Below are 18,692 nucleotides of genomic sequence, written 5' to 3'. Positions count from 1 at the left end.
ATCCTATGGGCATAGCTGGAGATTTCAAGCAATCTTCAGGAAAATTCACCTGCAATTTCAAATAAGCTACTGGCTGATTCAGCCGAAAAAAAGAACAATGTAAGTCATAGTCAGCAGCATGGACGAAATCAGTCAGTCTGGAGCCTTACCGAGATCAGGCCTCAATAATTCAACCTCTGTCGAGCAAACCGGACAGGTTTTTGCAGGTCGACAGGTTAAGCCTATGCAGGCTAACGGCACCTCAGGAGTGAACTCTGGCTCTAAACTAGGCACCAGATTGAACAGCCGTACTACTGCAGCTCTGTCGCCTCAACATCAATTAGCCGCTCTCCTGGCTATACACGCCCCACAACAGGGAGTTCAAAACGAAGCTCTACTCGATATACTGGTTCAAAGCGATACGATTAAAGAGCTCATCGACTCTGATCAGTCTCTATCTCAAGAACAACTCAATCAACTGGACACAGCATTGCCTGACTTGCGTGAGCTGCAACATAAAGGAAGCACAGTAGAAAACCTGAAATGGCACATCAACAGTAAAATCAGCAGCAATATTGATCTCAGCAGCAGAGACCAGCTCAGTAAACTGACCAGAGCCAACCTCAATAGCTTTGCTGAAAGGATTCACAGAAAAGCTGCTGACAATTCCGAATTAGCTGCCTTAGCCAGCGGTATTGACAAACAGCTGGCTGAAATAAACTCCCTTTCTCCCAAGAATCAATGTGGGCAATACCATAAGCTTCTGGGACAAATAGCACCGCATCTGCCAGAGTCAGACCGTGAAGTAGCAAAATTATTACAGAACCAGCTTAAATCTCAGGCCCTCGAAGAAATCAAAAATGAATTCAAAGAGCAATTGCGGGAAAAACTGAAGCATTTGAATCGGGCTGGTACAGAAAGAGAAATAGCCGTAGCCGTTGAGCTTGGGCTGGCAGCCTCGGCCTTTGGCATGGACGCATTGGGCGCTTCGGTAAAACTTGAGTATAGGTTTAATGTCAAATCTCTCGATTCAGCCAAAATCACTGATGATCACGTTTTCTCTGCCAAACTGAATCTATCTGCGGGTAATAATGCCACGATACGAGGTGATGCGGCGGTTACCGGAACCATCAAGACAGGCAAGATGTTTCAGAGTTTGGAGAGTTACATCGATCATCATGCCAATGACATGCTTCCACTATTGCTTGAAAAAAAAGTCACTAGCATCAAGAGTCGGCTGCACTCGGCAAAAGGTGCTTATAACACTTCAAAGGCAGATAAAACGGGCAATTTAGCCAGAGCAGACCTGATTCGACTGCAAACCTTACTTCACGCTAATGGTTCACTGCCTGCAAACCAGAAGTTAAGCCTGCCAATAGTCCCGGAAAAGCAGTATCTGGACACCAAAGCTCAAAGTATAAAAAGTTCACTCTCCGGCTCTGCACTGGAAGGGATGTTACGGGGTGAGTTTCATGTCTCCAACACCCACACGAATTATTACCAAAAGCATGGCTGGCTGGAAACCTTGAAGGCAGACCCTTCCCACCTCAACGACCAGCCTTCTCGCCACTTCTCGGTTCAAAATGGTACTGAATGGCTGAAAGGTAAGAGAGGAGAACGGTGGCTCGATGAGCTGGGGAATAAAATTGAAGACGCTAAAAATCAGTATGCCCTCTCAGATACGGACTTGGGAGAACAGGAAGCGGCCTCAGTGGTTATTGATGCCCAAAGAGAACAACTGAGACAATCCATGGCTGCTCTCTATACTGAGTACGATCATTACTGCTCTGTGGTAAACCAGATGGAAGGCTCTGGTAGCAGGAGATTTAAGCGTGATATCAAAAAACTGAAACATCGTATGGAAAAAGCCAGAGGAACTAATGGTCGTGGAGAGTATATTCGTTCGGTTCTGACTACTCATGCCGCCATGGCCAATCTCTATGCCGCAAGTTTCAAGAATGGTCCCCCTGCAGAAAATAGAGACTTCCAATTCGATGCATTACAGAAAAAATTTGAACAAGACTACTCTCAACCACGAATTCATCTGGATGAGAAAAAACATATCAGAAAGCATCTATCATTCTTTTCCAAAGCTGAAGGAAAGGAGTTGAACAGTGGCGGTAACTTTCGTGTGACAGTTGGCCCGTTAGAGGTTCAGGCAGCATTCAGACTCAGTAATATCAGCCAACATTTTATCCCTGATACTGAAGGCAAGTACCTTAATGTCAGTTTCAGTGCTGGCTTGGGAGCTAACCCTCAAATGGTACTAAGCAGTGTTATCAAAGGTTTGCCAGCAGCATCAGGTGTAGGTGGAACGTTTTTCATTGATTCTCTGCCGACCAGTTTTTCGTATGGCACCTATCAAAAGGCCAACTTTGAAGTGAACTTTATCAGGTCCCATGGTGACTGGCGGGTTCAATATATAAGAGCCAGTGGGCAGGTGGGTATTGGTGGTGGCACACCGGAAACATCTATTCCTGTTGCACCTGGCCTCGGATTAAAAGCCAAGGTTGAGGCTGCGGTCAGAGGCTCTGACAACATCTGGGAGCGAGTCGGCTCCAACACGCTTACCTATTTTTTCACTCGATACAACGGCTGGTCAGCAGCAGGAAACAATCCGGCGTTCTGGAATGAATTCAAATCACACAATCCGAATCGCATAAAAGACTTGTTTAAAAACATGGCCAATCCTGAAAGTTGTGCAGCTAAAGAGTTTGATAGAAAACTGCAAAAAATTGGCAATAAAAGGCTCACCAGCGAGCTTAAAGCGGCACTGGCTGATTACAGTAAGAAGCCTGACCATGTTAATTACCTAAAGATTCTTGGCCTGTTTGATACCTTTATGGAGAAACAACATGAGCTTTACAAACAGTTTGTAAAAAGTCGTTTCAAACCTACTAAGAAATAATCCCAAAATAACTTTCTAATGTTGTTTAGCAATGATCACTGACTTAGCTCTGGTCAGCGTAATAAGATCATCTGGAGCCAGCTCTATTTCCAGACCTCTTCTGCCTGCACTGACGTGCATGACATCCAGTTCAAGAGCCGACTTATCCACAACTGTCTGTAATGCTTTTTTCTGACCCAGCGGACTGATACCTCCTGGAATATAACCGGTATTTTTTGCCGCCTCCTGTTGGTCAGCCATAGCCGCCTTTCTAACACCACAGGCAGCGGCCATAGCTTTCAGATTTAATTGCCCTGCAACCGGTACGACAGCAACTGCCAGTTTTCCGGTATCCAGTTTCACTACCAGAGTCTTGTAGACATGAGCAGGATTCAGCCCTAGTTTTTCAGCAGCTTCTTCACCATAAGAAGCAACAGCAGGATCATGCTTGTATTGATGTGTCTGAAAGTGAATACCTGACTTTTTTGCCAGGTTGATAGCTGGAGTCATAAAAATTCCGTAAAGCTGATAAACGTCGACTCTCACCAGCCTTTGACTGGTCCCCTCATGGATTTGGTTTTTCCCTTCTGGGTTTTCTTGTCCATGCGTCTTCTTTTAGAGCCCTGCGTTGGTTTGGTCGGTCTTCGTTTTTTTTCTACTTTCACCGATTGTTGGATCAATTCGGCCAGTCTTTCCAGAGCATCTTCCCTGTTTTTCAGTTGGGTACGAAAACTCTGTGCCTTGATAATAATAATGCCGCTGGCTGAAATTCGATGATCTTTCAATGCCAGCAGCTTCTCTTTGTAAAACTCAGGCAGGGACGATGCATTGATATCAAACCTCAGGTGAACGGCAGAAGAGACCTTATTAACATTCTGCCCTCCTGAGCCCTGAGCTCTGATAAAACTGAACTCGATTTCATCATCTGGAATAGCTACCGCATTGGAAATCTGAAGCATCGCACCCTGCTGACTATTAAGAATAAGATATGAACAAGTGTATGAATACACATGATCAAACAATTATGTGCTATTTGTCCTGAACCAGAATCCATGGACGAACAATCACTGTCCACAGTTCAGCATTGCTCTCGCACCAGGATTTAGCCTGATCATCACTGATCTGCCCCAGTTTTTTATCATTCAGCCAGCCTACAATCGCTGCTTTATCATCGATAGACATACAGTGTGCTACTTCGACAATATCCAGCTCCGCTGAAACTGAAAGCAGTGTGCCACCCGCAAAAAAACGTTCCAGCTCACTCCACGGCATCTGTGCAGTTTCAAGGTTCAATTTGGCTTTATTCAGTGTTTCTTCAGATACGTTATTTGTCATGTATCGCCTGTGACTGATGTTCAATTTCAGCAGGCAAGACTATCACAAACTCTCTTTTTCCATGTACTGAAAGACAGCCGGTTGAAACTGTAAGTTGGAAAAACAGTCAATATTTACCTATTACTTTATATTGATCTGTTTTTGGGGTGAGAGTGAATGTCGAAAAAAATACCGCCTTCCATGTTACTCATATCCCTGATTCTCGGCGCTTTTCTTCTGCTCGCATCCGGCTTTACCGCAGTTCTCAGCCTGCCTGTCCAGCTGGCTCTGTTCATAGGCTGGTTTCTGGTTATTGGCGCAGGTTTGTACCTTGGTCACAGTTACAAGGATCTTGAACATTCTGCTGCCCGAGGTATTTTTGAAGGCACTCCAGCCATTCTGATTCTTCTGTCTGTCGGAATATTAACGGGTACGTGGGTAACAGGTGGCATAGTTCCCACCATAATTTATTATGGTCTCAATACCATCAGCCCCAGCCTGTTCCTTCCTGCCGCGATATTAATTTGCTCTCTGACCTCCTTGGCTACCGGAACCTCCTGGGGGGCTGCTGGTACTGCCGGTATTGCCATGATGGGGATTGGTCAGGGAATGGGGATTCCTGCCCCGATTACAGCAGGTGCGGTTCTGTCTGGTGTTTATTTTGGCGACAAACTCTCACCTCTTTCTGACAGCGTTATTCTCGCTGCCGGCATGTCCGGAGTCAGTGTTTCAACACACATTATCCGAATGCTGCCAATCAGTCTGAGCAGCTACCTGTTTACTCTGGTTCTATTCACCATTACCGGGCTGAGTTACAGCAATAATGTCGATCTGCAGCAGGTTGAAGCTATTTCCAGTGCCATAGCCAGTCATTTTCACATTACCTGGATATCTCTGATCCCTCCTTTTGTTGTGATTGGACTATTGTCCAGAAGCAAACCTGCTTTTCCTGTCATTACACTAGGTGCTTTTCTAGGGCCACTCTGGGCTGTTGTATTTCAAGACGTTAATCTGGTCGATGCATTGAGAAGCGCCTGGGAGCCTATTCATGTCAGTACCCATATAAATATCCTTGACCAGCTTCTTAATGGTGGTGGCATGTTCAACATGCTGAGTTCACTGGCTGTTATCGTGCTGGGACTTGGCTTTGGTAGCCTGCTTGAAGCTATTGGCGTGATTACGGTGATTGCAGAAAAGATGTCTCGACTGATTAAGGGTGAAACCAGTCTAACCAGTTACACCATTTTTACCGGCTTTATGGCGAACCTGCTTGGTAGTGCCATGTATGTGTCGCTTATTATGACGCCAAAACTGTTAACAAAGACCTATGACCGTCTGAATGCTGACCGTCACCTGCTGTCTCGTAACAGTGAATTTGGTGGCACACTCACCTCAGCCATGGTGCCTTGGAGCGATAACGGTATTTTTATGGCTGGCGTGCTCGGAGTGTCCACTTTTGAATATATACCGTTTATGTGGCTGACATTCTCCTGCATCGGACTGGCTATTCTCTTCTCGTACTTCTCCCCTTCAACTCGCTTTGGTCTGATCAGCAAAGAAGAGTCATTGAAAACCACTCCTTGAATAACAAAGGTCTGAATACAAAAAAGACAGCTGAAGAAAACTCCCCAGCTGCCAAATTTACACCAACACTTTAAAACTCAACTCGTTAAGTATGTGGACACACATGATCAAATATTTAACCGTCACTGGGACGCATGATTCAAGATGTCCGGATAACTTAGCCGAGCGAAGTTCTTAACAACCTTATGGCTGCTGACGAGTAGCTGTTACCACAACTTCACGTACACAAACGTTCTGTGGCATACCGTAAACAAAGCTAATGCAGTCAGCGATGTCGCTAGCAACGATAGCGCCGCCCATGGAGCCTTTCCAGTCTTCGTAGCCGTTAACGATATCAGCAGAAGTGGTGTGACCCAGCAGCTCAGTTTCAACAGCGCCTGGAGCAACAGTGATAACACGTACGTTGTCGTCAGCTACTTCTTCACGCAGAGTCTCGGACAGACCGTGAACAGCAAACTTGGTACCGCAGTAAGCAACGTGGTTAGCAAAACCTTTCTTACCAGCAACAGAACTGATGTTGATGATAGTGCCGCCCTTACGCTCCTGCATTTTGGCGATAACAGCACTGATGCCGTTGAAAACACCCTTGATGTTAACGTCGATCATCTTGTCCCATTCAGCAGGGTCTTGCTGATTAGCAAAGCCCAGCAGCATGATACCGGCGTTGTTTACCAGGCAGTCAGTATCGCCGTAGGCAGCTTCAGCTTCAGCAACAGCAGCTTGAACCGCAGCGCGGTCAGTTACGTCAACCTTACGGCACATGGCGTTTGGCAGACCCATAGCTTCCAGACGCTCAACACGACGTGCCAGCAGCAACAGGGCATGGCCCTTTTCGCTGAACTGACGAGCAATCGCTTCACCAATGCCGGAACTTGCGCCTGTGATAACAACCAATGGTTTAGTCATGATAATTTCCTGTATGCTTTGTGATCGGTAAGCCTGAAGCAGATATATGCACATGTGTGTACCTGCACACTTATAAGGCTTCCTTAAAACGTGGTGCTACTTTAACCAGACAGTAGGGATCACTGGAAATACCTTTTCATTAAGTTATCCATAACTTTTTATTATCTTTGGAGATTCATGGATATCCGGCTTCTTAAGCAGTTCGTCGCCGTCTACGAAGAACAGAGCATTTCCCGTGCTGCAGAGCGCAGCTTTGTATCTCAGCCAGCACTCTCGAACGCTATACGACACCTTGAAGAAGAACTGGGCTGCCTGCTGTTCAACCGCAGCAAAAAAGGTGTGATTCCAACCCGGGAAGCTGAACAGCTTTACCCAATGGCCGTTCGCATGATTGGTGAACTGGACAAGATACCCAACCTGTTGAAAGAACAACAGACCCGTCAGAAACTGACTATTTCAGTAATGCCGGAAGTGCCTCATCAGTATGTGGCCGATTTTCTCAAAAGCTGTGAGAAGGTTCTTGATGGCAATCAGCTGGTTCTTCAGCATCTGGACAAGAAAGGTGATGCACGACTGATTCTGAATAATATGAAAAACGATGATGAGCTTTTCTATCCGGTATGGAAGGAAGAGTATGTTTTTTGTGTTCATCAGGATCACTCACTAGCTGCCAAAGACCAGATTGAATTGGAAGATCTGGACCAGCAGGCTTTTATTATCTGTCCTCCCTGCGAAGCACATACTCGAACACTGGGACTGCTCAGCCAGCAGGGACTGACCGTGGATATTGTCGCCAGTGTCGACAGCAAGGATCAGGTCGCCATGCTGTTACTGGCCAATATGGGCGTTTCTTTTCTGCCGGTTGGCATGGCAAAGCAGTGGCCATCCTTACAAATCAAACCTTACACAGGCCCTACTGACTATCGTCAGGTAGGGCTGGCATGGTCCAGTAATAAGTCAGTAGCGCCTTTATTGAAGAAGCTATTGAATGAGCTCGACTGAAACAGTTCATTTCGTTATTGATCACACAGGGTAGCAATGGAGATAATTACCTACTGCCCTGAAAAACATAATTAAAAGACTGTGACTGACCAACTACCGATCTTCTACTCTTTTCGACGCTGCCCTTATGCCATGAGGGCTCGCCTTGCTCTTGCCTATTCAAATGTTCAGCTGGAACATCGGGAAATTATTCTGAAGAACAAACCAGCCCCCATGCTGGAGGCTTCTCCAAAAGGTACGGTGCCTGTTCTGGTATTGGTTGATGGTACGGTGATCGATGAAAGCCTGGATATAATGCTCTGGGCTTTGGCTAAGAACGATCCTGATCATTGGCTTCCACACAAGCCTCAGCCACGAGAGCCTGCACAGTCAGAACTCATCATGACTCTTATCGAAGAGAACGATCAGGTGTTCAAAAAACATCTGGATCGCTATAAATATGCTGACCGTTTTCCCGAACATCCGCAAAGCTTCTATCGCGAACAGGGTGAACTGTTTCTACAAAAACTGGACGAACGGCTGGCAGTTCAACCTTTCCTGATGAGTGAACAGATCACACTCGCTGATATGGCCATAGCACCTTTTGTTCGCCAGTTTGCCCATGTCGACAGAGACTGGTTCTATCAATCCCGATATCAACACCTTCAGCGATGGCTGACACAATTTCTGGCGTCCGATCTGTTCCAGAGCATCATGAAAAAGAAACCATTATGGAAAGCCTGAAAACCTGCAGATATCCACAATAGGCAAAAAAGTTCTTATCCGGATATAATCAGGCAACTTTTGTCCACTCGCAGCCTCTAACCCTCAAAGAGGCGCACGGACATGACAGGTTTTATATTTATTCCTTTTAAGTCTTTTAGAAACATTCAACTGTACTTTTCAGGCATATATACTTGACCCGCTTTATCAAGTATTGGCCGGACGTTTGCCTGTACTGAAGACATTAATCGACTTCAGACAATCGACTTATTATGCAAACGGGGTATGTAGACAGTTAACGGTCTCATGCATTATCCGGATGAAATCAGGGCGGGCTGATGCTGTTAAACAGGCAGTTATTAAAAAGCAGGCCAGCGGCTGAGTATCAGCTGCGGTGCCCTAAAGAACACTCCAGGTGACGAGTAGCAATGGAACAGATGAGTGAACTGGTTCTGATCATGGTCAGCGCCATTCTGGTCAACAACTTTGTGCTGGTACAGTTTCTCGGCCTCTGTCCGTTTATGGGCGTGTCCAACAAACTGGAATCGGCCATGGGTATGTCGCTGGCTACTACGTTTGTTCTGACTATTGCTTCGATCTGCAGTTACCTAACGTATACCTACCTGCTGGTTCCAATGGGACTAGAGTTTCTCAAAACCATTTCCTTCATTCTGGTGATTGCCGTTGTGGTGCAGTTCACCGAGATGGTGGTGCGCAAGGTCAGCCCTCTGCTTCATCGTGTGCTTGGTGTATTTCTGCCACTGATTACCAGTAACTGTGCCGTTCTGGGTGTGGCTCTATTGAACAGTAACCGTCTTAACAGTTCTTTGGTGGATTCTGCGACCTACGGCTTTGGTGCCGCCATCGGCTTTTCTCTGGTACTGGTTCTTTTCTCTGCCATGCGTGAACGCATTGCCGTGGCTGACGTACCTGTACCGTTTCGTGGTGCTGCGATTGGCATGATCAGCGCTGGCCTGATGTCTCTGGCCTTTATGGGCTTCACCGGCCTGATCAAACTATAAGGGAGATTGTTGTAAGAGTATGGAAATCTTTCTTTACGCCATTGCTGCACTGCTTGTTCTGGCCCTTGTCTTTGGTGCCATTCTGGGTTTTGCCAGTGTCCGCTTCAAAGTGGAAGGCAACCCTATTGTTGATCAGGTCAACGAACTGCTTCCACAGACACAATGCGGTCAGTGTGGTTTCCCTGGTTGCCGCCCTTACGCCGAAGCTATTGCCAACGGCGAATCCATCAACAAATGTCCTCCCGGTGGTCAGACAACCATCAACTCTCTTGCCGACTTGCTGGATGTAGAACCCGAGCCGCTGGATGCCGAGAACGGTGTTGAAAAGCCACCTATGGTTGCCGTCATCCGCGAGGATGAATGCATTGGCTGCACCAAATGCATTCAGGCCTGCCCGGTGGACGCCATTCTCGGCGCCGCCAAACAAATGCACACCGTTATGGCCGACGAGTGCACCGGCTGCGACCTTTGCGTAGAGCCCTGCCCGGTTGACTGTATTGATATGAAAGCCATTGAAGTCACTACTAGAACCTGGAGCTGGGAATTGCCGTCCAAACAGTCACAGGCTGACCTGATTGCAACCGATTTACGTGGGGAGAATGCAGCATGAATCTTCCCTTGAAAGATATTACCGAGACAGTTCAACAGGCACCGCATAAAACGTGGCCACTGACCGGTGGCGTGCATCCGGAAGAAAACAAGCATCAATCAACTTCCAAGCCTATTTCAAAAGCAAGTATTCCAGCCAAACTGGTTTTGCCCCTGTCTCAACATGCTGGCGCACCTGCTGAAGCCATTGTTGAGGTAGGCGACAGAGTTCTGAAAGGTCAGATGGTTGCCAAAGCCATTGGTTTTGTCAGCGTGCCTGTTCATGCGCCCACCTCCGGTGTTGTCACTGCAATTGACGACCACTCTATCCCGCATCCGTCCGGCATGAATGATACCTGTATCACCATTGAGACTGACGGCAAGGATGAATGGTGTGAACTGAAGCCGGTGGAAGATTATCTGGCTGTTGAACCTTCCGAGCTGGTTGAACATATACGACAGAGCGGTATTGCTGGTATGGGTGGCGCAGGCTTCCCGACAGCAGTAAAACTGTCACCAAGAAGCACCATTGATACCCTTATTCTGAACGGCACCGAGTGTGAGCCTTATATCACTGCAGACGATATGCTGATGCGTGAAAGGGCTGATGAGATTATTTCCGGTGCCGCTATCCTGATGCACCTGCTGAAGGCTAAACAGTGCCTGATTGGTATTGAAGACAATAAGCCGGAAGCCGTTGCCGCCATGAAACAGGCGACAGCAGGTAACCCGTCTATGACTGTCGCTGTTTTCCCGACCAAATATCCATCCGGTGGTGAAAAGCAGCTGATTCAGATTCTGACCGGACAGGAAGTACCTTCCGGTAAACTGCCTTCCGATCTGGGCATTGCCGTACAAAACGTTGGCACGGCAGCTGCCGTTCATCAGGCAGTGAACCATGGCAAGCCGCTGATCTCTCGAGTTACCACTTTGACTGGTGACGCTCTTGGCGACAAAAAGAACCTTGAAGCTCTGCTGGGTACCTCCGTTGGCGAACTGCTGAAAGAGGCAGATGTCAACGGTCGTCAGTTAAACACTCTGGTTATGGGTGGCCCGATGATGGGCTTTACACTGGATGATATGACGGTACCGGTGGTGAAAACTACCAACTGTCTGATTGCTGGCAGTTCTCAGGAATTTCCATCATCCATACCAGAACAGGCGTGTATTCGCTGCGGTATGTGCGCTGAAGTCTGTCCTTCATCCTTGCTGCCACAGCAACTTTACTGGCACGCAAAGGCTGAAAACTTCGACCAGCTCAAGCATCACAACCTGTTTGACTGTATCGAATGTGGCGCCTGCTCTTTCGTCTGCCCAAGCAGCATTCCACTGGTGCAATACTATCGAGCCTCCAAGGGTGCAATTCGTACTCAGGAAGCAAAGAACGCCAAAGCTGAACGTTCCAAGGTTCGTTATGAGACCCGTCAGGCTCGACTGGAGCAGGAACAGGCAGAGAAAGAAGCCAAGCGTAAAGCGAATGCCAAGAAAGCTGCGGCTCTGAAAGCAGCCAGAGAGAATAAAGACGACACTAGCTCAACAGCAGCAACCGCAGAGGTTGATCCGGTTAAAGCCGCTATTGAAAGAGCCAAGGCCAAGAAGGCCGCTGGAGGCGCAAGTGCTCCTACAAAAGCAGCGCTTTCGTCCGAACAGAAAGAGTTGAAGATTCAGCTGTCTCTGGCCAATGCTCAACTGAAGAAGACTCAACGGGCTTTGGCGCAGGTTGAGAAATCCGGTGAAGGGGACACAGCCAAGCTGAAGTCTGATGTTGAGATGCTTCAGGCTCAAGCTGACAAGCTTCAGAAAGAGTTTGATAAGGCTTCTGCGGCACCAGCACCTGAGGCAGCGGCCAAACCAGCCGTTTCTGCCGACCTGAAGAAGCTTAAGGTCGAAAGTGCCATGGCTAAAGCTGCTTTGAAGAAAGCAGAAAGAGCACTGGCTACTGCGCTGGAAGAAGGCAGTTCTGAAACAGATGCACTTAAGCAGGCTGTAGAAGAGCAAAGGATTAAAGCAGAAGAGCTGGCGAAAAAGCTGGAAGCGACATCCGCTGAGCAGACACCAGCAGCACCGGCACAAAAGCCTTCAGCCGACGACAAGAAACTGAAAGTTGAAAATGCCATGGCCAAGGCAGCGCTTAAGAAAGCAGAGCGGGCTCTGGCGAAAGCTCAGGAAGAAGGTTCTGATACTGCTGAACTGCAGAAAACAGTCGACGAGTGTCGCATCAAAGCCGAGCAAATGGCTGCTCAGTTAGCTGCGGTTTCTTCTGAGCCTGCTCCCGCAAAAGCAGCGCCCAGCAAACCGGCAGTAGACGATAAAAAACTGAAAGTCGAAAACGCCATGGCTAAGGCTGCACTTAAGAAAGCAGAACGGGCTCTGGCAAAAGCTCAGGAAGAAGGTGCTGATACTGCTGAGCTGCAGAAAACAGTCGACGAATGTCGTACCAAAGCTGAACAAATGGCCAACCAACTGGCAGCCGCTTCAGCACCTGCTTCTGAAAAGCCAGCTGCTGAAAAGCCAGTCACTGAAGCTAAGCCTGCAGCAGATGATCAGCTGAAAAAGCTGAAGATTGAAAATGCCATGGCCAAAGCAGCAATGAAGAAAGCTCAAAGAGCTGTAGATAATGCTGATGGCGATACATCAGCTCTGGAAACAGCGCTGGCAGAAGCCAAAACCAAGGCTGAAGCTGCTGAAAAAGCATTGGCAGAACATCTTGCGTAGGTTGGGTTGAACTTCTGGTGAAACCCAACCTACAGGCTCATCAAGAGCTCACTCAAAGATATCCGCTCTGCCCTGCAGGGCTTAACAACATCGGTATAGAAGATGGCTCTGGTAAGACAGACATCCCCACATGCTCGCGGTCCTAACAGTACGCAGCAGGTAATGAAACTGGTTCTTCTGGCAGCAGTGCCGGGACTGGCCGTACAGACAGTATTCTTTGGCTGGGGAACCCTGATCAATGTCGTCTGGTGCGTAATGATAGCGCTGGCCAGCGAAGCATTGATTCTGAAAATTCGTAAGCGCCCCATCAGTTTTTATCTGACCGACGGCACTGCCATGGTCACAGCACTGTTGCTGGCAGTGGCTCTGCCACCGTTAGCGCCATGGTGGTTGACTCTAATCGGCGTTTCTTTCGCCATCATCATTGGCAAGCAACTTTATGGTGGCCTGGGTAACAACCCTTTCAACCCGGCCATGCTCGGCTACGTGTTGCTGCTGATCTCCTTCCCAGCAGAAATGACCCAATGGCTGCCACCTTCCGGCATTGAAAGACATCTGCCCGTTAATGGCTTTGTGGATGCTTTAAGCAGCATCTTCCCGCTGTTTGGTCAGGGTGTGAATGTGGATGTCATCAGTATGGCAACGCCGCTGGATATCGTTCGTGAGAACAATTCGCTGACTATGACCGAGCTCTGGGCTGAAAACCCGGCACTGCAATCCATTGGCGGTAAAGGCTGGGTCTGGGTAAATGCGGCTTATCTGGCCGGTGGTTTATTCCTGCTTTATAGAAAAGTATTCACCTGGCACGCACCTGTTGGCATGCTGGCAGCGTTGTTTATTATGTCGACCCTGTTCTGGGGCGACGGTTCTGCCAGTCATGGTTCACCACTGTTTCACCTGTTCTCTGGCGCGACCATGCTGGGTGCTTTCTTTATCATTACCGATCCGGTCAGCAGTGCAACCAGTACCCGTGGTCGTCTGATTTTCGGTGCCTGCATTGGTGTTCTGGTTTATGTCATTCGAGCCTGGGGTGGTTATCCGGATGGTATCGCTTTTGCCACACTGCTGATGAACATGGCTGCACCGATGATTGATTATTACACTCAGCCGCGTACCTATGGTCATGACAAGCCCAAGAAGGGCCTGCCTAAAACGGATTGATGTCAGATGAGTACTTCTTCAGAAAAGACAGCAGAAACGACTAAAGAAACGACATCGGAAAGCGTTCTGGGCCGTAGCATTGCCAAAAACAGTCTGACACTGGGCCTGTTCGCCGTTCTGACAGTAGGTCTGATCGCAGGCACCTATGTTTCCACCAAAGACAGAATCACTGCCCAAATTCGAGCCTATGAAGCCAAAGCTCTGAAAGAGATTCTACCGGACACCGAGCACGATAACGAATTACTCGATACTCGAGTAGCGTTGGCTCCCAGTAGCCTGCTGGCGACGACAGAAGAGAAAGCAGCTTACGTAGGCTTCAAGGCCGGTGAACCTGTTGCTGTGATTATTCCAACCATTGCGCCCGATGGTTACAACGGTCGAATAGACCTGCTGGTTGGCATCTACGCTGACGGTTCACTGGCAGGCGTGCGAGCAACGAACCACAAGGAAACGCCGGGACTGGGTGACAAGATTGAAACCAAGGTCACCGACTGGATTCTTGGTTTCAGAGGTAAATCTCTGGAAAACCCTAAGGACAAAGGCTGGAACGTTAAAAAAGACGGCGGTCAGTTTGATCAGTTTACTGGTGCAACTATCACACCTCGTGCCGTTGTCGCTTCTGTTCACCGGACTCTGAACTACTTTAAAGACAACAAAGATCGTCTATTTAAAGAAGGCAGACAGGCTTTGACCGCTCATAAAAACGTCACTCTCGGAGAAAGCAACGATGGCTGAAGAAACCGCTGAATCCATTGCTCCAGCTGACGAAGCAATCGAAAAGAAATCACTGTTTGGCGACCAGTCTGCAGCCAAGATTGCCTGGGATGGTCTCTGGAAGAATAACCCTGCCCTCGTTCAGCTTCTTGGACTTTGCCCTCTATTGGGTGTGTCCAACAGTGTTGTAAACGCACTAGGCTTGGGCATTGCTACCATGCTGGTTGTGATGGGCTCCAATATCGTGGTTTCCCTGATTCGTCATCAGGTAACGGACGCTATTCGCCTGCCAGTGTTCGTAATGGTTATTGCCTCCTTTACCACCTGTATAGAACTGTTGATGCAAGCATACACCTATGAGCTGTATAAGATTCTGGGTATTTTTATTCCACTGATCGTAACCAACTGCATTATTCTGGGTCGTGCTGACGCGTACGCTTCCAAGCAGCCGGTTATTCCTGCAGCTTTTGATGGTTTTATGATGGGTTCAGGTTTTGCCGTGATTCTGGTGCTGCTGGGCTCACTGCGTGAACTGATTGGTCAGGGAACTCTGTTCTCAGGAATGGACCTTCTGCTTGGTCCTGTTGCTGAGAATTGGACGATTGTCGTATTCCAGGATTACAAACAGTTCCTGTTTGCCATTCTTCCTCCCGGCGCTTTTGTTTTTATGGGCTTTTTGATTGCCATTAAAAACATCATCGACAAGAAGATGGAAGAAGCGAAGAAAGCCAAAGAGCCTGTGACTCAGGCTGGCAGCAAGCGGGTTAGGGTAACGGGTAATATCGGTTAAGCTGTTTTCAATTATCACGAAAATGGGGCATTCAGCCCCATTTTTTATATCTGAAGCTTATTCAGCAGGTGAAGGAATCACGACATAACCAGGTGTGAAGAAAGCAGTGCTGGTATTGTGATAGAAGTAAGTTTGGTCATCACGTTCTGAGTTTTGAATGTAATAGCTGACCTTTGACCTACCAGACAGCTGTTCAACACCCACTTCACCTTTCTGAGCAATACTGCACACTGACTGGGTAATATAAAACTGCGGTGTATAACCGGTATTTTTGTGTCGTATTTTGACAATAAACTCAACCGGATTAGTATTCCAATAAACATTCCCCAACGCCACGAATCCAGTCAGCTGTCGAACTTGAAGCTGGTTAGTATTAAATTTTGAAGGGAGATAAATCTGGGGCCGGGCTGGCAATTTCTCGGCTTTTTCAGCCAATTCTTCCGATAGTTTCAAGTCTTCCAGTTCAGCCGTATATTCTTGCGAACTTATGTACTGGTCTACAGCTACAGGTACCGAATACTCTTCTTTAGCGCAGTACTGCTCACCGTCTTTACAGGTTCGAAACTGGAACTGATTTTGAACTGAACCATTGATGATCAATACACCCAGCACCTCCCAGTCAGGCATCAAAGTCACCTGCACAGAACCACAGTGATAATCAGATGCCGAGTAATAACGGGTAAAACGCTCTGCAGCATTGATGATAGCTCCTGATGCAGAGCCTTTGCGAAATGGAAACTCAGTATCACTGGCACTACTCACCAAAGGTGTCAGCAGACTGAGGCTCATAAGAAATACAACAAAAAAGGACTTCATGCTTCCATGCCCATTAGCTCCACAATATTAAAACTATAGTCACGTTTTAAGATTGCCATGCCAGAGTGCTAGAATTTGCCGTTCATGCCTTCTTAACCCGGACAGCTGTTTGAATGAACAAGGATATACGCACAGAGATTTTCACCCGTCTCAGAGACCAGAACCCAGAGCCAGAGACCGAACTTAATTACTCTTCGCCATTTGAGCTGCTGATAGCTGTTCTCCTCTCTGCTCAAGCTACTGACGTGGGCGTTAACAAGGCTACTGACAAGCTGTATCCGGTTGCCAATACACCTCAGGCTATTTTCGATCTGGGTGTGGATGGCCTCAAGGAGTACATCAAAACCATTGGCCTGTTTAACGCCAAGGCAGAAAACACCATCAAAACCTGCCGTATGCTTCTGGATAAGCATAACGGCGAAGTACCGGATAATCGGGAAGACCTTGAAGCTTTGCCCGGTGTTGGTCGAAAAACGGCGAATGTAGTGCTGAATACAGCCTTCAGGCAGCCAGCCATGGCCGTTGATACTCATATATTCAGGGTTTCAAACCGCACCAATATTGCACCCGGTAAGGATGTACTGGAAGTAGAGAAGCGACTGGTCCGACTGATACCCAAAGAGTTTCTGCTGGATGCCCACCACTGGCTGATCCTTCACGGTCGCTATGTCTGCAAGGCTCGCAAGCCTCAATGTGGCAGCTGTTTGATCGAAGACCTCTGTGAGTTCAAACAGAAGACCTCCTGAGCTGGTACAATCCGCCACTCGGATAATAATCATTAGAACCAGACAGAAAGTAACGGCATGACTTCAAGTACCCTCGAACTCGCTCTTGACCTGATCTCAAGAGCCTCAGTAACGCCTGATGATGAAGGCTGTCAGGAGCTGATGATCAGCCGTCTTGAACCACTGGGATTTAAAGTAGAAAGACTGCGCTTTGGCGAAGTGGATAACATCTGGCTGCGCCGTGGTGATGAAGCGCCAGTGCTGGCATTTGCCGGCCACACCGATGTAGTACCAACCGGCCCCGTTGAGAAGTGGGATAACCCGCCTTTCGAACCAAAGGTTATCGACGGTATGCTCCACGGCCGTGGCGCTGCGGATATGAAAGGTAGCCTTGCCGCCATGGTTACCGCCTGCGAAGCTTTTGTTAAAGAGCATCCTGACCACAAAGGCTCTGTAGCCTTTCTGATCACCTCTGATGAAGAAGGCCCGGCTCAAAACGGTACCGTTAAGGTCATCGAACACCTTGAAGCCCGCAACGAGAAGATCGACTGGTGCCTGGTAGGCGAACCCTCCAGCACCAACACCACTGGCGATGTCATCAAAAACGGTCGTCGTGGTTCCATGCATGGTCACCTGGTTATTCGTGGTATTCAGGGCCATGTGGCTTATCCACACCTGGCCAGAAACCCGGTTCACGAAGTAGCTCTGGCATTGTCTGACCTGACTGGCGAAACCTGGGACAATGGCAACGAGTTCTTCCCGCCTACCAGCTTCCAGATCTGGCATATTCACGCTGGCGAAGGTGCCAGCAATGTAATTCCGGGTAAGTGCGAGGTTAACTTCAACTTCCGCTTCTCATCCGAATTAACTGACAAGCAGATTCAACAGCGTGTACTGGAAATCCTCGACAGCCACCAGCTTGAATACGATATAGAGTGGCACGTCAGCGGTCAGCCATTCCTGACCCGCCCGGGAGCGTTGGTCAATGCGGCAAAAGAAGCCATTAAAGAAGTGGCTGGTATAGATGCAGAGTTATCCACATCCGGTGGTACCTCTGATGGTCGCTTTATTGCACCTACTGGCGCACAGGTTGTGGAACTTGGGCCAGTGAATGCCACAATTCATAAAGTTAACGAGTGCGTCAAAGCCAGTGAGCTGGACGATCTCAGTCAAATTTACCAAGGGATGCTTGAGCGTCTATTAACCTGATATGAATACCGTTAAAGATATTGAAATCTACGCCAAGAACATGCCTCTGGCTGATATTGAGAAGTGGCTGAGCAGCCATTTTAATCAATGGGAAGTTCTGAACTCTGGCAAGGTAGTCCATGATTTCCTGCTTTATAAAGGTGATGCCCGCATTCCTCTGATGATTGTCGAGAATGCTGTTGGCAAGGCCTGGACCAGCATCTGGTTCAAATCCGGCCAAACGCCCTGGGAAAGTGACACAGCCTGCGGCAAGGATCTGAACAAATTTGCCAACTGCCGTGTCCGCGCAAACGCTGCCCCCTGGGCCGATGGTGAAGACATGGACGAGTGGTGGCAGATTACAGAACAGGGTGAGGAAAGCACCCTTTCCTGGCCAAATGCGTTGTAGTTAAATATCTACCCAACTGTTGTCTGCCGAAAGCGGGCAACAGTCTCCAAACACAAACCATTAGCCAATGGTTTCGATATTTCAAAACACTTCCTTTTGTAACCGGATTGTTAACAGACAGCATTCAGGCTAGAATCCCTCGTTTCAAATTTGTAACCTTTTCCTGCTCACTGTCAGGGCTGCGGCCATC

At 48.1% G+C, this 18,692-nt stretch carries 18 protein-coding genes; 13 read left to right on the top strand and 5 right to left on the bottom strand.

The features are described 5' to 3' along the window. Positions 1–118: 118 nt before the first annotated feature. Positions 119–2,887 (top strand): hypothetical protein, encoded by a 2,769-nt coding sequence (locus tag EOPP23_RS03130; protein WP_153764523.1) that lies wholly within the window; start codon positions 119–121, stop codon positions 2,885–2,887. Positions 2,888–2,902: 15 nt separating this feature from the next. Here the strand turns inward: EOPP23_RS03130 and ybaK are convergent, their stop codons facing one another. From ybaK to EOPP23_RS03115, 3 genes are all read right to left on the bottom strand, one after another. After that, on the bottom strand, positions 2,903–3,376 hold the full coding sequence (ybaK, locus tag EOPP23_RS03125) for a Cys-tRNA(Pro) deacylase (RefSeq protein ID WP_153764522.1): 474 nt from the start codon (positions 3,374–3,376) through the stop codon (positions 2,903–2,905). Between the two features lie 32 nt (positions 3,377–3,408). Beyond that, on the bottom strand, positions 3,409–3,825 hold the full coding sequence (arfB, locus tag EOPP23_RS03120; RefSeq protein ID WP_153764521.1) for an alternative ribosome rescue aminoacyl-tRNA hydrolase ArfB: 417 nt from the start codon (positions 3,823–3,825) through the stop codon (positions 3,409–3,411). A 70-nt stretch (positions 3,826–3,895) separates the two neighbouring features. Continuing rightward, complete coding sequence (locus tag EOPP23_RS03115) at positions 3,896–4,201, bottom strand: DUF2288 domain-containing protein (protein ID WP_153764520.1); 306 nt, start codon at positions 4,199–4,201, stop codon at positions 3,896–3,898. A gap of 156 nt (positions 4,202–4,357) precedes the next feature. On the opposite strand from EOPP23_RS03115, the gene nhaC reads away from it, so the two are divergent. Continuing rightward, complete coding sequence (gene nhaC / locus EOPP23_RS03110) at positions 4,358–5,764, top strand: Na+/H+ antiporter NhaC (protein WP_153764519.1); 1,407 nt, start codon at positions 4,358–4,360, stop codon at positions 5,762–5,764. Positions 5,765–5,947: 183 nt separating this feature from the next. Here the strand turns inward: nhaC and EOPP23_RS03105 are convergent, their stop codons facing one another. Continuing rightward, the gene (locus EOPP23_RS03105) at positions 5,948–6,670 is read right to left on the bottom strand and encodes an SDR family oxidoreductase (protein ID WP_153764518.1); all 723 of its coding nucleotides are present in this window, start codon (positions 6,668–6,670) and stop codon (positions 5,948–5,950) included. Between the two features lie 177 nt (positions 6,671–6,847). Here EOPP23_RS03105 and EOPP23_RS03100 point away from each other — a divergent pair, with 177 nt between their 5' ends. The 8 genes from EOPP23_RS03100 (at position 6,848) to EOPP23_RS03065 (ending at position 15,364) form a co-directional block, all read left to right on the top strand. Beyond that, on the top strand, positions 6,848–7,672 hold the full coding sequence (locus EOPP23_RS03100) for a LysR family transcriptional regulator (protein ID WP_153764517.1): 825 nt from the start codon (positions 6,848–6,850) through the stop codon (positions 7,670–7,672). 81 nt (positions 7,673–7,753) lie between these two features. After that, positions 7,754–8,395: a glutathione S-transferase gene (locus tag EOPP23_RS03095; RefSeq protein ID WP_370514604.1), complete on the top strand. Its 642-nt coding sequence runs from the start codon at positions 7,754–7,756 to the stop codon at positions 8,393–8,395. A gap of 416 nt (positions 8,396–8,811) precedes the next feature. After that, on the top strand, positions 8,812–9,396 hold the full coding sequence (gene rsxA / locus EOPP23_RS03090; protein WP_153765006.1) for an electron transport complex subunit RsxA: 585 nt from the start codon (positions 8,812–8,814) through the stop codon (positions 9,394–9,396). A 19-nt stretch (positions 9,397–9,415) separates the two neighbouring features. After that, positions 9,416–10,006, top strand: a complete 591-nt coding sequence (gene rsxB, locus EOPP23_RS03085; RefSeq protein WP_153764516.1) for an electron transport complex subunit RsxB — start codon at positions 9,416–9,418, stop codon at positions 10,004–10,006. Further along, positions 10,003–12,699, top strand: coding sequence for an electron transport complex subunit RsxC (gene rsxC, locus EOPP23_RS03080; RefSeq protein WP_153764515.1), 2,697 nt, complete (start codon positions 10,003–10,005; stop codon positions 12,697–12,699). Before rsxB ends, rsxC begins: the two co-directional genes overlap by 4 nt. 102 nt (positions 12,700–12,801) lie before the next feature. Further along, the gene (gene rsxD / locus EOPP23_RS03075) at positions 12,802–13,860 is read left to right on the top strand and encodes an electron transport complex subunit RsxD (RefSeq protein WP_153764514.1); all 1,059 of its coding nucleotides are present in this window, start codon (positions 12,802–12,804) and stop codon (positions 13,858–13,860) included. Between the two features lie 6 nt (positions 13,861–13,866). After that, the gene (gene rsxG, locus EOPP23_RS03070) at positions 13,867–14,595 is read left to right on the top strand and encodes an electron transport complex subunit RsxG (RefSeq protein WP_153764513.1); all 729 of its coding nucleotides are present in this window, start codon (positions 13,867–13,869) and stop codon (positions 14,593–14,595) included. Continuing rightward, positions 14,588–15,364 carry an electron transport complex subunit E gene (locus EOPP23_RS03065; RefSeq protein ID WP_153764512.1) on the top strand — a complete coding sequence of 259 codons (777 nt, stop codon included), beginning with the start codon at positions 14,588–14,590 and terminating at the stop codon, positions 15,362–15,364. Before rsxG ends, EOPP23_RS03065 begins: the two co-directional genes overlap by 8 nt. A 57-nt stretch (positions 15,365–15,421) precedes the next feature. Here the strand turns inward: EOPP23_RS03065 and EOPP23_RS03060 are convergent, their stop codons facing one another. Next, positions 15,422–16,180 (bottom strand): hypothetical protein, encoded by a 759-nt coding sequence (locus EOPP23_RS03060; RefSeq protein ID WP_153764511.1) that lies wholly within the window; start codon positions 16,178–16,180, stop codon positions 15,422–15,424. 113 nt (positions 16,181–16,293) lie between these two features. Here EOPP23_RS03060 and nth point away from each other — a divergent pair, with 113 nt between their 5' ends. From nth to EOPP23_RS03045, 3 genes are read left to right on the top strand one after another with little or no spacing between them, the layout of a single operon-like run. Beyond that, a complete protein-coding gene (nth, locus tag EOPP23_RS03055; RefSeq protein WP_153764510.1) occupies positions 16,294–16,926 on the top strand; it encodes an endonuclease III in 633 nt (210 codons plus the stop codon). A 57-nt stretch (positions 16,927–16,983) separates the two neighbouring features. Further along, positions 16,984–18,114, top strand: a complete 1,131-nt coding sequence (dapE, locus tag EOPP23_RS03050) for a succinyl-diaminopimelate desuccinylase (protein ID WP_153764509.1) — start codon at positions 16,984–16,986, stop codon at positions 18,112–18,114. A gap of 1 nt (position 18,115) precedes the next feature. Continuing rightward, positions 18,116–18,502, top strand: a complete 387-nt coding sequence (locus EOPP23_RS03045) for a hypothetical protein (RefSeq protein ID WP_153764508.1) — start codon at positions 18,116–18,118, stop codon at positions 18,500–18,502. Positions 18,503–18,692: the final 190 nt, after the last annotated feature.

Source organism: Endozoicomonas sp. OPT23 (assembly GCF_009653635.1).
In the GTDB taxonomy this organism is placed as follows: domain Bacteria; phylum Pseudomonadota; class Gammaproteobacteria; order Pseudomonadales; family Endozoicomonadaceae; genus Endozoicomonas_A.
This window is presented reverse-complemented; position numbering and strand designations above follow the sequence as displayed.

What these genes read in the sequence shown, in the direction of transcription:
- nhaC (WP_153764519.1), top strand. Translation starts at nt 4,358, where the DNA reads ATGTCGAAAAAAATACCGCCTTCCATGTTACTCATATCCCTGATTCTC.
- rsxA (WP_153765006.1), top strand. Translation starts at nt 8,812, where the DNA reads ATGAGTGAACTGGTTCTGATCATGGTCAGCGCCATTCTGGTCAACAAC.
- rsxG (WP_153764513.1), top strand. Translation starts at nt 13,867, where the DNA reads ATGAGTACTTCTTCAGAAAAGACAGCAGAAACGACTAAAGAAACGACA.
- rsxC (WP_153764515.1), top strand. Translation starts at nt 10,003, where the DNA reads ATGAATCTTCCCTTGAAAGATATTACCGAGACAGTTCAACAGGCACCG.
- EOPP23_RS03045 (WP_153764508.1), top strand. Translation starts at nt 18,116, where the DNA reads ATGAATACCGTTAAAGATATTGAAATCTACGCCAAGAACATGCCTCTG.
- ybaK (WP_153764522.1), bottom strand. Translation starts at nt 3,376, where the DNA reads ATGACTCCAGCTATCAACCTGGCAAAAAAGTCAGGTATTCACTTTCAG.
- dapE (WP_153764509.1), top strand. Translation starts at nt 16,984, where the DNA reads ATGACTTCAAGTACCCTCGAACTCGCTCTTGACCTGATCTCAAGAGCC.
- EOPP23_RS03060 (WP_153764511.1), bottom strand. Translation starts at nt 16,180, where the DNA reads ATGAAGTCCTTTTTTGTTGTATTTCTTATGAGCCTCAGTCTGCTGACA.
- EOPP23_RS03065 (WP_153764512.1), top strand. Translation starts at nt 14,588, where the DNA reads ATGGCTGAAGAAACCGCTGAATCCATTGCTCCAGCTGACGAAGCAATC.
- arfB (WP_153764521.1), bottom strand. Translation starts at nt 3,825, where the DNA reads ATGCTTCAGATTTCCAATGCGGTAGCTATTCCAGATGATGAAATCGAG.
- EOPP23_RS03100 (WP_153764517.1), top strand. Translation starts at nt 6,848, where the DNA reads ATGGATATCCGGCTTCTTAAGCAGTTCGTCGCCGTCTACGAAGAACAG.
- rsxB (WP_153764516.1), top strand. Translation starts at nt 9,416, where the DNA reads ATGGAAATCTTTCTTTACGCCATTGCTGCACTGCTTGTTCTGGCCCTT.
- EOPP23_RS03105 (WP_153764518.1), bottom strand. Translation starts at nt 6,670, where the DNA reads ATGACTAAACCATTGGTTGTTATCACAGGCGCAAGTTCCGGCATTGGT.
- EOPP23_RS03115 (WP_153764520.1), bottom strand. Translation starts at nt 4,201, where the DNA reads ATGACAAATAACGTATCTGAAGAAACACTGAATAAAGCCAAATTGAAC.
- nth (WP_153764510.1), top strand. Translation starts at nt 16,294, where the DNA reads ATGAACAAGGATATACGCACAGAGATTTTCACCCGTCTCAGAGACCAG.
- rsxD (WP_153764514.1), top strand. Translation starts at nt 12,802, where the DNA reads ATGGCTCTGGTAAGACAGACATCCCCACATGCTCGCGGTCCTAACAGT.
- EOPP23_RS03130 (WP_153764523.1), top strand. Translation starts at nt 119, where the DNA reads ATGGACGAAATCAGTCAGTCTGGAGCCTTACCGAGATCAGGCCTCAAT.